Source organism: Streptomyces sp. NPDC107521 (assembly GCF_055598485.1).
The window spans coordinates 132,321-143,722 of record NZ_JBVKAT010000008.1; the positions used below are offsets into that span (position 1 = coordinate 132,321).

An 11,402-nucleotide genomic window follows, 5' to 3' on the forward strand; every position below is an offset into this window, starting at 1 on the left:
CCGACTGCCCGCTGCGTCTGGTCGTACGGGGGTGGCACGACGCCGGCACCGAGACATCCGTTGAGGTACGGACGACGCCGGCTCTCTTCCAGGAAGCGATCACTCAGTTCGAGACCCTGGTCTCGAACCTCGCGGAGCAGAGGCGGGCCGAGGACGCTGCGGAAGCGGAGAAGGCCCGGCTGCTCCGGGAGGCCAACTCGACTCTGATAAATCCCTCTCGGCTCGAATTGCTTCAGCTACGCCGGGCCCTGGAGGCACTGTGACCGGGGCCTGGCCGACGGGGAACCCTCCCTGCCAGGGCGGGCGTGACCGGCGGCCGGGCCCCCACCAAGGAGGTTTGACGTGAGAGCCGGCTGCGTGGGGGTATGCGCCGTCATCGCGGTGGTTACGGCGATCTGGGTCGGCACGGCGGCCGTGATGATGTGCGCCGGACGTCGGGCGCGGTGCTCTTCGTGGTGCCCCTGCCGTGCAGAGGGCCAGGACCACGCCCCGGACTCCGCCATCGACGGGAATTTCATGTCTCCCCCCTCGTCGTGGCGGCTGACAATACCCATCCAGAGAGGGGGTGACGCGGAGAGCGAACTTTAAAGCACAGGCGCCTGAACTGGTGCGGCCATCTCCAGGTCTTCACCAGCTCAGGCGCCCACTGCTGCACCAGGTAATTCCGGAAGATATTTAAGCTCTTCCGGAATTTTGGCATGCCCGCAAATTCTCGCCGAATTCCGCATATGCCACTTTCCGGCTCGGCCCATTTCCCCCTTCCTCTCGCGGGACCGGAAGCTCTATTTTCTCTGCGGGGAATAACTCCTTTCCCGCAGAGACGACCCTACGGAGGTACGCCTTGACCCCGCAGATGACCACCGCCCCGGCCGATGCCGGCCTGACCACCGACGACTGGCAGCTCGACGTCACCGTCACCGACGCGCCCACGCCCGTGCCCGCCGACTGCGGGAGCGGCGACGGGTGCGGCAGCACCTGCGCCTCGGCATGCGCGAGCTGACGCCGGAACAGCGCTGAGGTCCGTGCGGGGCGGTTCTCCCGCCCCGCACGGGCGTAGCAGAAGGGGAATGAATGATGCCAGCCAAACTCTTGCGGCGCGGGAGCGTGCTCCTGGTGCGGGCCGCCGTACTGCCGCTGCATGCACAGACCGTCCGTTGGCCCGTGGTGGACGACCCAGCAGACTGCATCCGCTGGCTGGAGGAGGTGTGGTCCCTCGCCGACTTCTCGGACGCGACTCGGGGTGCCACCCCCCGGCTCGCTCAGGCTGTCGACCGGTGTCTGCTGGGCGAGGACGTGAGCCCCAAGCAGCTCGCCAAAATGGTGGGCGCAACCGCCCGGTATTTCCTGCGGGCAGCCGGCCGGCCGACGCCTTTCGGTCTTTTCGCCGGCGTCGCCGTGGCTGACCACGGCCCGTGTACCGGCACCATCGGGTCAGCCCATTCGCCACTGGCCCGGCCCGACACTTTATGGCTGGACCACGTGCGCCGTGATCTCACCGCCCGGCCCGACGTACTGCCTCACCTGTCCGTCCGCGTGGACGACCTGGCCGTGCGGCACGGCGACGTCGTCGACCGCCCTCTGTCCGGGGGACGTATCGCCAGCATCCGCGTCCGGCGCCCCATGGCCGCTCTGCTGGACCTCGCCGCCGACCAGATCACCGGCCGCGAGCTGCTCGATCACCTCACCGCACTGGGCGGTCAGGAAGGCCAGGCCATCCGCCTGGTCGTCGATGCACTGGAAGCCGGCGTGCTGACGAGCAGCCTGGCCGCGCCCATGACGGACCCCGATCCGCTCGGCCACATGCTGCGCACGCTAACGCCCGTGTCGGCGCTTCTTGCTCCACCCACCGCGGATCTAGTCCGCGAACTCACCGGTGTCCACGGTGCGCTGGAGATGCACAACCAGATCAGTTCGTCTGCTGCGAGAAAGCGGGAGCTGCGGCAGACGGCCGCGGAACAGATGACCCGCATCTGCGATCAGGGCCGGACGCGACTCAGTGTCGATCTCCGGCTGGACGCCGAGGTACGCCTGCCGGACCACGTGCTGGAGGAGGCTGAGCGCGCTGGCGAGGCCCTGCTCCGTCTGTCCCGGACCTTGCAGGGACAGCCAGCGTGGTCGACCTATCACGAGGTCTTCTGGGAGCGTTACGGGGCTGGCAGTCTCGTGCCGGTCCGCGAGGCCGCTGACCTGGCGGCCGGAGCCGGCCTGCCTCCTGGCTTCCCTATGTCCGGATGCGCCGAACCTCGCCTGCGGATACTCCCTCGCGACGAACTGCTGATGCGCATGGCATGGCGGGCGGCGCGCCGCGGGGCGCGGGAAATCCATTTGAAGGACTCCGACATCGACAGGCTGTGCACCGCCGATATCGACGAGGTGCCCGTTGTGCCGCACATGGAGATGGCCGTGCGGGTGCATGCGCCAACGGCCGCGGCCGTCGACGCCGGTGACTTCAGTCTGTCCGTCCGCCCCGCCTGGAGCACAGGCACGTTCTCCGGCCGTTTCGCGGCTGCACTCGACGACGACCGTATTGGTGCGGTCTACCGCGAGCTGCCGACCCTGGTCGACGGGGCGCTTGCAGCGCAGCTTTCCTTCACCCCGCCTCACCCGCACGCGGAGGCAATCGCACGCATCCCGGATTTCCTCCCGTACGTGATCCCCGTCGGCGAGCACCGCGAGCACACCGCATCGGTGATTGCGCTCGATGACCTGGCTGTGGTCTCCACCGGCAGGGCCATGCACCTGGTGAGCCTCTCGCGTCGCCAGGTGGTTGAGCCTGTCGTGCTTCACCCCTTGGCACTGGAGAAGCAGGCCCCACCCATTGCCCGCTTCGTCGCGCTGCTCGCTCGGGGCTTCGCTGGAGCGTGGACCCAGTTCGACTGGGGTCCGCTGGCGGCTGAGATGCCGTGTTTGCCGAGGGTCCGGTACCGCAAATCAGTTCTCTCACCCGCGCGGTGGAGGCTGACTTCCGAGGATCTGCCCGCCGGAGGCTTCCAGGCCGGCTGGCATGAGGCACTCTCCGCTTGGGCTGCGGAGTGGGGGTGTGCTCAGGCTCAGCGCCTGGAGCTGTTCTCGGGCGACCGCTATTTGCGTCTGGACCTCGCCCTCCCGATCCACGCGCGGCTGCTGCATGCTCACCTTCGTCGTCACGGAGTCGCCGAGTTGGTGGAGAGTCCTGACGACCAGGATCTCGGCTGGATCGGGCATGCCCACGAGATCACTGTGCCGATGACGTCAGCCCGTCCGCCGCTCCCACACCCTGACCTTGCTGCCGCTCCCGTGGTTCTGAACCGGCTGCTGGCGCCCCCGGGCGCCCGCTTCCAGCGGTGGGTGCAGGGCAAGCTCTTCAGCCATCCCACGGTGATGGACCAGATCCTTTCTCGTCGCCTCCCCGAGCTGCTTGACGCACTTGACGGGAAGGAGTGCTGGTTCGTGCGCTACCGCACCTCCCAGGAGGACGACCATCTCAGGCTCCGGATCGCCGCCACCGACGCCGCCGCTTGCACCGCCGTGACACAGGCCCTGGCCGACTGGACCGAGCAGCTCCAGGACCAGGCGCTTGTCTCCCGGCTGGTGGTTGACGCCTACCGGCCCGAGTTCGGCCGCTACGGCATCGGGCAGACCCTTGTCTGCGCCGAGTCCGTGTTCGTCGCAGACAGCGATATGGTCCGCGAGTTGCTGGTCGCTTTCCCCCAGCCGGACCGCCACGTGCTGTGCGCGCTTGGCATGATCGGCATCGCCTGCGGCCTACTGGGAACCGAGGGAGGGATGCGATGGCTGGCCACCACTTCCGCCGGTGTGGTCAGCCTGCCGGCGGTCACACGGGCGGTCCTGGACGAGGTACGCGCCGGGCTGCCCGGTCCCCAGTGGCCGGACGGGGTCCGTGCCGCCCATGAGCGACGGCACAATGCGCTGGCCGAGTACCGTGACCGGCTCGGTACCCGCCCGCCCGGCCCGGTGCTGGAGTCGCTGCTGCACATGCATCACGTCCGGATGGCGGGTCCGGACCGGGAGTCCGAGGCCGTGTCCCGGCATGCGGCCCGTCAGGCGTGCCGGTCGTTGCTGGCGCGGAGGGCGGCCGATGGCTGACAACCTGCACGACCTGGGGCGTGGTCTGCCGGGGTCCGTCCTGTACCAGGGTGTACTCGCTCAGGACAGCGGCCGATGGGATGCCGCGCATCGTGCGGCACGCGCAATGACCGCCCAGGCGCCTACGGGGCACCGTGACAGCGCCGGCCTGTACTTCGGTGCTCCGGCAGTCGCCTTCGCTCTACGCACCGCCGGGCACCCGGCGTACCGGTCCGCGCTCGTTCACCTTGACGCGGCTCTGGACAAGCTGGTGCGACAGCGGCTGGCGACAGCCAGCAGGCGTATGGACAGCGGCCTGCCGGCCCGCACGCGCGAGTTCGACTTGATCAGCGGCCTGACCGGACTGGGTGCCTCCCTCCTGCACTCCGGTACAGCCCCAGAGTCCCTGTACGGCGTCCTGCGTTACCTGGTCCGTCTTCTCCAGGAGCCGGTGACCGTCAAGGGCAGACGGCTGCCGGGGTGGTGGACGTCGGACGGACCGTCCGGCCAGCCGGACCCCAAATGGCCCCAGGGGCACGCGAATTGGGGGATTGCTCACGGAGTCGCCGGACCCGTCGCTCTCCTCGCGCTCGCCCGCCGGGCCGGTCACACCGTCCGTGGTCAGGTCGAGGCCCTGGAAGGGGCGTGCCACCTGCTGACGCAGTGGGCCCAGCCCAGGCCGGGCGGGGGTTCCCCGTGGCCGGAGACAATGGCCCCGGACGAGTGGCGCCGCGGCCCGTCGAAGCGATTCCGCCCAGGCAGGCCCTCATGGTGCTACGGCACACCCGGCATCGCCCGCGCCCTGCAACTGGCCGCGCTCGCGTGCGGCCGTGAGCCCAGCCGCATCCGGGCCGAAGAACTCCTGACCGCCTGCCTGCGCGATCCCGGGCAACTCGCGCGCATCAGCGACACAAGCGTGTGCCACGGCTGGGCCGGGGTCTGGCTCACGGCGGACCGGGCTGCCGCCGACACCGATGCCGACAGTTCTCTGCGCCGACTTTTGCCGAGCCTTCGGGCCAAGGTTGGTAGCCACGTGGCGATAACCGGACTGCCCCAGGGTGCCGGGCTGCTCACGGGCTCCGACGGAGTACGTCTGGCCATCCACACCCTCAACCCCTCCCGCCCCGTTGCATCAGGGTGGGAGACATGCCTCCTCTTGAAATGAAAGGGACTCTGTGACCGACACACCCACACTCGACGAGCGGCGCAACCATCTCGTGGACCAGATCACGGCGGGCCGGGCTCTGCCGCCCTCTGTCGAGCGGGCCATGCGTACCGTCGCGCGAGATCAGCATCTCCCGGGCCTCGACCCGACGAAGGCGTACACCGACGAAGCGGTGAGCATCAAGGACAACCCGGCCGGCCCGCTGCCGCTCTCGCTCGCCTCCGTGCCTTCCATCGTGGCCATGATGCTCGCCCAGCTCGACGCACAACCCGGTGACCGAGTCCTGGAGATCGGCGCCGGAACCGGCTACAACGCGGCGCTCCTCGCCGAGGTGGTCGGCCCGGACGGTCAGGTCACCACGGTGGACATCGACCCCGATGTCGCCCTCCACGCCCGCAAGGCCCTCAACGCTACCGGCTACGACCACGTGACCGTGATCGAACGCGACGGCCTGAAGGGTGCCCCCGAGCACGCTCCGTACGACCGGGTGATCGCCACCGTGGGGCTCTGGGACATCCCCCACGCCTGGTGGGCGCAGCTCGCCGACGGCGGCCGGCTGGTGCTGCCGCTGCGCTGGCGCGGCCAGACCCGGTCCGTGGCGCTCACTCGCCGCGGGGACACTCTCGTATCCGACGGTATGGAGCTGTGCGGCTTCGTGCCCGTCATCGGCCAGGACGGCGAGCGCACGACGGAACTCGCCGATGGCACGATCCGTCTCCACTTCGACCAGGACCAGGCCGTGGCCGGCCGCCTGCTGACCGACGCGTTCTCCGGGCCGTACGTCGAGGTGTGGTCGCAGGCCCGGGTGGGCGGCCAAGTCCCCTTCGACGGGATCTGGCTGCGCGCCACGGTGGGCGACGACCGGGTGTGCCGTCTGGAGGTCACCAGCCAGGCCCTGGACGCAGGAGTGCGGCGGCCGGCGATCCCCGTGCGCAGCCCTGCCCTGGTGGCCGGCGGGTCACTCGCCTATCTGATCCTCCACCGGGAGGACGCCGATCCGGATCAGCCCTGGCGGCTGGGTGCGGCAGGCTACGGCCCGGACGGTGAAGCCCTGGCGGGTGACCTGGCCAGCCACATCGACGCCTGGAATGCCGACCGTACCGCGGTGCCCGCAATGACGGTCTACCCGGCCAGTGCGGCGAGCACGAGCCTCCCGGTGGGGCACCTCGTGACGAAGGGCGCCACCATCGTGGTGCTGTCGCTCTAGACAGCAGCCATCCGCTCGCGTATGGCCTGGAGGGTGGCGAGGGCCATGTCCCACTCTCCGAGGTCGTCGTCGAGGTGCTCGGCGGGATTCTCGGCGACGCGCATGCCGTAGGCCCAGACGCTGACGCTGTATTCGCGGGCAGCGTCTGGGCTCATCTGCGAGATCCGCCGGCGGGCGTCTGCCAGGTACCGCGGGGCGGAGTTCTGTCGAGCGAACATCTTCTACTTCACTTCTCCCGGCGGTAGGCGGGCAGCAGGTGGCCCTCGCTGCTGAGCACGGCTGCTGTACGGCCGCCCAAGGCGTCTGTGAGTGCCTGGTCCTCGTCATCGGCCTTGGAGGTCCAATGGCCGATGACTATGCCGCGGGTGCCGATGCGGTAAACGGTGGCCGGGTCCGCTCTGCGGTAGGGCGGCTCGGTCTCCTGGTGGTAGGTGCGGTAGCGGCGGGGCCAGTCGCGCTGGCAGCGGGTGGTGGTGATGAGCACGGGCGTCACCAGGCCGAGGGGCTGTAGGGCTTGTTGTTGAAATGGCTGTTGATCATGCGGCCGGGACTGGGGGCCCGCCGGAAGCGGTCCCACTCCCGACGGCTCACGTTGTAGTACTCGTAGCCAACGCCGTCCGTGTAGAGCCCCTCGGCGACGCGCTTCCCGCGGAAGCGCACGAACATCGTCTTGCTTTTGTAGTCGTAGCCGGCGGCTATGGTCCGCGGCCGGGGCGGGTTGCTGGTGTTCGTGGGCCGCTGGGTGAGCAGGGCCTGGTCGTCGCCCAGGTGGAAGGCGCGCACGAGCGCGGCAAACTTGCGGGGGCCGAGGTGCTCGCGGCTGGTGAGGATGTATTCGCGGATTTCATCATCGCTGAATCCGTGCAGAGGCATTCGGACCCCTCCTGTCAGGCCGTGATCCGACCGTAGGCACGGAGGGTTTTTTGCGGGTATTCGTCAGGCGCCCAGGCGCCAGAACCCGCGCTCCTGCGCCGGGTTGCGGATTTCCCGGACGAAGGTGTCATGAGCGAAGGCGTCGTATCGATGGTGGTCCCGAAGATTCTGGTGCCCGTAGAAAGTCATGGTCTTTTCCAGAGGCAATCCGTTGATGGTGCGCGCGAAGGTGATCGAGGTCTTGCGCATCAGGTGGTGGTAGAGGTCGTCGGGCCGGACGCCGGTGCACTCGCGGATTTCCTTGATGATGTGGTCCATGCCCTGGGGTGTGAGCCCCTTGCCCAGCTTTGCGGAGGGGCGGTGGCCGGTGAGCAGAATTGGGCCCTCAGTTCGCCCGGCGAGCAGGGTCGTGATCGCCTCGTGTACGGGGAGCGGAAGGTTGATCGTCTGCCAGTAACGGCCCTTGACCCGCCAGAAACGCAGAGTGGGGCCGAAGCTGTTCTCCCCCAGGTTCTCGGCCCTGCTGAGGATGCTTTCCGACTTGCGCTGCCCGCAGCCAAGCCCCAGGCCGACCACCACGGCGTGGCGCAGTGACTTGGCCCGTGCCTCGGTCCAGAGATCGAGGGCCTCCCACTCGGTCAGGTGATCAATCTCGTCGCGCTTGGGGACGTGAATGATCAGGCCGGTGCACGGGTTGGCCGGCAGGCGGCAGCCGTTCGCGATGGCGTAGTCATAGAAGTCGCGGAGCACGTCGACGCGATGCTGACGGGAGGCCGGCGTGTAGGGGAGGTACTTGCACTCGTGCCAGCATGCGCCGGGGTGCTCGGGGTGCTGTTCGCTGGCCAGGTAGGCGAGGTACCGGCTGACGTGGGGCTGCGTCGGGTGCGCAGGGTCGGCGCCGAACCGGCGCATGAAAGCCAGGAAGAACTCGATCTCTCTGCGGTAGCGGTCCGCGGTCTCCTGGCTCTTGAGCGCCTTCAACTCGCGGTAGGCGTCGGCTATCTGGTCGATGGTGCGCTCGGCGAGCCGGTCCGCGTTGAGGGAGCCCAGGTCGAAGAAGTCCGTGGTGGTCATGTCCGCACCGTACGAAGTTACTTGGCGTTAGGCCGCAAGTACAGGAGCCAAGTAATGGAGATCACACACCGTTAGCACATTATCTGTCCATATTTGCGGCGATTTAGCTTCGCCGGCATGGGGACCACACCGCTCGACGCCACCGACCACGAGCTGACCCTGGGCGTGCCCGAGGAGTCTGAGCCGGCCGCGAAGAGCGCGAGCGACCAGGCACTCGTCGAGTACATCATCGACAAGGTCATCCTCGTCATCGACGAGCTGTCCGGGCACCCGCTGCGCCCCTACCAGCTCCCCCTCGCGCGTCGCATCCTGGAGAGCCTCATCACGGAGGACTCCGCCAAGATCACAGCCCTGTGGTCGCGTCAGTCCGGCAAGAGCGAGACGGTCGCAGACACCATCTGCGGCGCGGCAATCATGCTCCCCCACCTGAGCAAGCTCTTCCCCACCCTGCTGGGAAAGTTCCGCGAGGGCTTGTGGATCGGAGTTTTTGCGCCCACGGACGAAATGTCCGAGACTCTTTTCTCCCGCATCGTCGGCAGGCTCACTTCCGAGCATGCTCAGGATCTTCTCGCCGACCCTGAGATCGACGAGAAGATCATCACCCGGGGAAAGCTGCTGCGGTTCAAGCGGTGCGGTTCCCTGATCCGGAAGCAGACGGCGCACCCGAAAGCTCAGATCGAGGGCCAGACGTATCACATCGTCATTGTGGACGAGGCCCAGGCCGCCGACGACAAGGTGCTGAACAAGAGCATCGGCCCCATGCTCGCGTCGACCGCCGGCACCATGTGCCTGACCGGGACTCCCTCATACACCAAGAGCGGATTCTACGAGCAGATCCAGATGAACCGGCGAGAATCCAACCGAAAGGGCCGGAAGAACAACCACTTCCAGGTTGACTGGAAAGAAGTCGCCAAGCACGTACCTCGCTACAAGAAATTCGTCCAGTCCGAGATGGACCGTCTTGGCGAGGAGTCTGATGAATTCAAGTTGAGCTACCGCCTCATTTGGCTGCTCGACAAGGGCATGCTGGTCACATCTGACCGATTCGACGCACTCGGCGACGTCTCCATGCGTGTGGTCCAGGAATGGCACCGATCCCCCGTCGTCGTCGGAATCGACCCCGCGAGGAAGAATGACTCCACCGTCGTCACCGTTTGCTGGGTGAACTGGGACTACCCAGACGAATACGGATACTACGAACATCGGGTCCTGAGTTGGTTGGACCTGACCGGCCTCGACTGGGAAACCCAGTATTACCGAATCCTTGACTTCCTCAGCCACTACAATGTTTTCGCCATTGGCATCGACGCCGGCGGCCTCGGCGACGTCGTCGCCAGCAGGCTCCGCGTCCTCATGCCCTACGCACAGATCGTCGACCTCAAGAGCGACCGGACCTCCCAGACCAAGCGGTGGGCACACATGATGGACCTCATGTCCAAGGGGTTGGTCATCTGGCCGGCACACGCCAAAACGCGGCAGACGAAGAACTGGCGCAAATTCAGGCAACAGATGGAGGACGCGGAGCTGACGTACCAGGGCCCGCACATCATCGTCGCCGCCCCCGAGGTCGACGCCGCCCACGACGACTACGTCGATTCCCTCGCCAACGCGCTTTACTTGACGGCTGATATTGCCTTGCCCGAAGCCGAGATGCACAACATCCCCTGGTAATTAACGGCCCGAAAAAGAGCGTGCCTAACGTCCTTGGTGAGACGTCTCAAATAGGAGGCCCGCCATGGCGCAGAGCCCTCTCGCCCCGGACCCGCACTTCCAGGAAAGCGCCGACCGTCACTACGAACGGAAGACGGCGGCCAACCCGGCACGTCGCGGCCCTTTGCGTTTCCAGGAAGGCATCGCGTCGGATACCGACATCCCCAGCGAGTTCTCCACTGGAGTCATGCAGGGCTACCAGACCCCGCCCGGCCGCAGTAACCACAACGCCAACGTCTTCACCAAGTCCGCCGAGGAGACGATGCGTGAGCGCGCCCACGTCGGTTCCGCCAGTTGGCCGGAGGCCCCGACGTTCATCAGCTCGATGGCGGAGGGCGCCTCGGAGCCGGAGCTGCGCTACTCCACCGTGGACCGAGGCGAGGGCCGCCATCAGCGCCGGAACTACGCACGGGTGGACTGACCGTGACCGCACCGGGCCAGTCCACCCCGTGGGCGAAAATCCCGATCCCCAGCGAGGGCAAGGTGCCGGACGTCCCGGTGGACCTCGCCATCGTGGCCGACGCCGTCGACACGATCCTCAAGAATGTGGTCGGCGGCAGTTCGGCCCCCACGGGACCCCTTCAGCCCAGCGTGATCGACGCTTCGGCCTCGATCGGCTCCCTGAACGCAACCCAGTCGGCACAGCAGGCCCAGATCACAACCCTCCAGGGTCAGGTGACCGCGCTCAACGCCGCCCCCTGGGCAGTGGCCACCGCCCGCACCACGGCCTTCAGCATGCCGGGCAACACCAAGACGGGGCAGCTCCTGCACTCCTACCAGGTGCCCCCCTTCACCCAGCGGCGGCTGCTGCTGGTGTACGGCAACTGCTGCATGGACTGGTCGACGACCTCGGTCACCGCATCAGTGCGCGCACGCCTCCAGCTCCGCGGTGACGGCGCCACCTCATACACAGACCGCAACATCAGCGTCCAGACCGGCAACGAGCAGTCCCACGGGCTTTTCTTCGCGGAGACCGTGGACGCCGGCAAGAGCGTGCGGGTCGGTCTCGCCGTGGACGTCTATGGCACCGCCGCTTCCACCGTCTCAGCGCGTACCCAGGCGCTGGACCCTCGCCTCTACATCGTCGCCCTGCCGTGGACCGGGCCGACGGTCCCCTATCTCACCGTCTGACCGACCCCCGGTACACCCTCGAAGGAGGTGATGCCCATGTCGATTGCCTTTGTTTCCCCCAGCATGCGCGCGAGCGCAAGTGATCTGACCGTCTCGGTCAGCCCGCTCGGCCTGGTGGAACTGGCCGACGAATTACCGAAGAATTCGAAGTCCACGGACCTCGTCTGACACGGTACG

General features: G+C 67.4%; 12 protein-coding genes. 8 read left to right on the forward strand and 4 right to left on the reverse strand.

The genetic code is table 11. The features are described 5' to 3' along the window. Nucleotides 1-841 precede the first annotated feature (841 nt). The 4 genes from ACZ7LB_RS14775 (at nucleotide 842) to fxlM (ending at nucleotide 6,437) form a co-directional block, all read left to right on the forward strand. Nucleotides 842-1,000 (forward strand): FxLD family lanthipeptide, encoded by a 159-nt coding sequence (locus tag ACZ7LB_RS14775; protein ID WP_471468236.1) that lies wholly within the window; start codon nucleotides 842-844, stop codon nucleotides 998-1,000. 71 nt (nucleotides 1,001-1,071) lie between these two features. Beyond that, on the forward strand, nucleotides 1,072-4,086 hold the full coding sequence (locus ACZ7LB_RS14780) for a lantibiotic dehydratase (protein WP_471468238.1): 3,015 nt from the start codon (nucleotides 1,072-1,074) through the stop codon (nucleotides 4,084-4,086). Then, nucleotides 4,079-5,230 (forward strand): lanthionine synthetase C family protein, encoded by a 1,152-nt coding sequence (locus tag ACZ7LB_RS14785; protein WP_471468240.1) that lies wholly within the window; start codon nucleotides 4,079-4,081, stop codon nucleotides 5,228-5,230. Before ACZ7LB_RS14780 ends, ACZ7LB_RS14785 begins: the two co-directional genes overlap by 8 nt. A 10-nt stretch (nucleotides 5,231-5,240) precedes the next feature. Then, nucleotides 5,241-6,437 carry a methyltransferase, FxLD system gene (gene fxlM / locus ACZ7LB_RS14790; RefSeq protein ID WP_471468242.1) on the forward strand — a complete coding sequence of 399 codons (1,197 nt, stop codon included), beginning with the start codon at nucleotides 5,241-5,243 and terminating at the stop codon, nucleotides 6,435-6,437. Here fxlM and ACZ7LB_RS14795 read toward each other — a convergent pair. From ACZ7LB_RS14795 to ACZ7LB_RS14810, 4 genes are all read right to left on the reverse strand, one after another. Then, nucleotides 6,434-6,592, reverse strand: a complete 159-nt coding sequence (locus tag ACZ7LB_RS14795) for a hypothetical protein (RefSeq protein ID WP_471468244.1) — start codon at nucleotides 6,590-6,592, stop codon at nucleotides 6,434-6,436. The genes fxlM and ACZ7LB_RS14795 overlap by 4 nt on opposite strands. A gap of 71 nt (nucleotides 6,593-6,663) precedes the next feature. Further along, nucleotides 6,664-6,930, reverse strand: a complete 267-nt coding sequence (locus ACZ7LB_RS14800; protein ID WP_471468246.1) for a hypothetical protein — start codon at nucleotides 6,928-6,930, stop codon at nucleotides 6,664-6,666. Next, entirely contained in the window at nucleotides 6,927-7,220 is a 294-nt protein-coding gene (locus ACZ7LB_RS14805) for a KTSC domain-containing protein (RefSeq protein ID WP_471468248.1), read from the reverse strand. The genes ACZ7LB_RS14800 and ACZ7LB_RS14805 overlap by 4 nt, the downstream gene beginning before the upstream one ends. A 153-nt stretch (nucleotides 7,221-7,373) precedes the next feature. Beyond that, nucleotides 7,374-8,384, reverse strand: a complete 1,011-nt coding sequence (locus ACZ7LB_RS14810; protein ID WP_471468249.1) for a tyrosine-type recombinase/integrase — start codon at nucleotides 8,382-8,384, stop codon at nucleotides 7,374-7,376. A 117-nt stretch (nucleotides 8,385-8,501) separates the two neighbouring features. On the opposite strand from ACZ7LB_RS14810, the gene ACZ7LB_RS14815 reads away from it, so the two are divergent. The 4 genes from ACZ7LB_RS14815 (at nucleotide 8,502) to ACZ7LB_RS14830 (ending at nucleotide 11,393) form a co-directional block, all read left to right on the forward strand. Next, nucleotides 8,502-10,055 (forward strand): phage terminase large subunit family protein, encoded by a 1,554-nt coding sequence (locus ACZ7LB_RS14815; protein WP_471468251.1) that lies wholly within the window; start codon nucleotides 8,502-8,504, stop codon nucleotides 10,053-10,055. Between the two features lie 226 nt (nucleotides 10,056-10,281). Then, nucleotides 10,282-10,515 carry a hypothetical protein gene (locus ACZ7LB_RS14820; RefSeq protein ID WP_471468253.1) on the forward strand — a complete coding sequence of 78 codons (234 nt, stop codon included), beginning with the start codon at nucleotides 10,282-10,284 and terminating at the stop codon, nucleotides 10,513-10,515. Between the two features lie 2 nt (nucleotides 10,516-10,517). Beyond that, a complete protein-coding gene (locus tag ACZ7LB_RS14825; RefSeq protein ID WP_471468255.1) occupies nucleotides 10,518-11,225 on the forward strand; it encodes a hypothetical protein in 708 nt (235 codons plus the stop codon). 36 nt (nucleotides 11,226-11,261) lie between these two features. Beyond that, a complete protein-coding gene (locus tag ACZ7LB_RS14830) occupies nucleotides 11,262-11,393 on the forward strand; it encodes a hypothetical protein (RefSeq protein WP_471468257.1) in 132 nt (43 codons plus the stop codon). The last annotated feature ends 9 nt before the right edge of the window (nucleotides 11,394-11,402 follow it).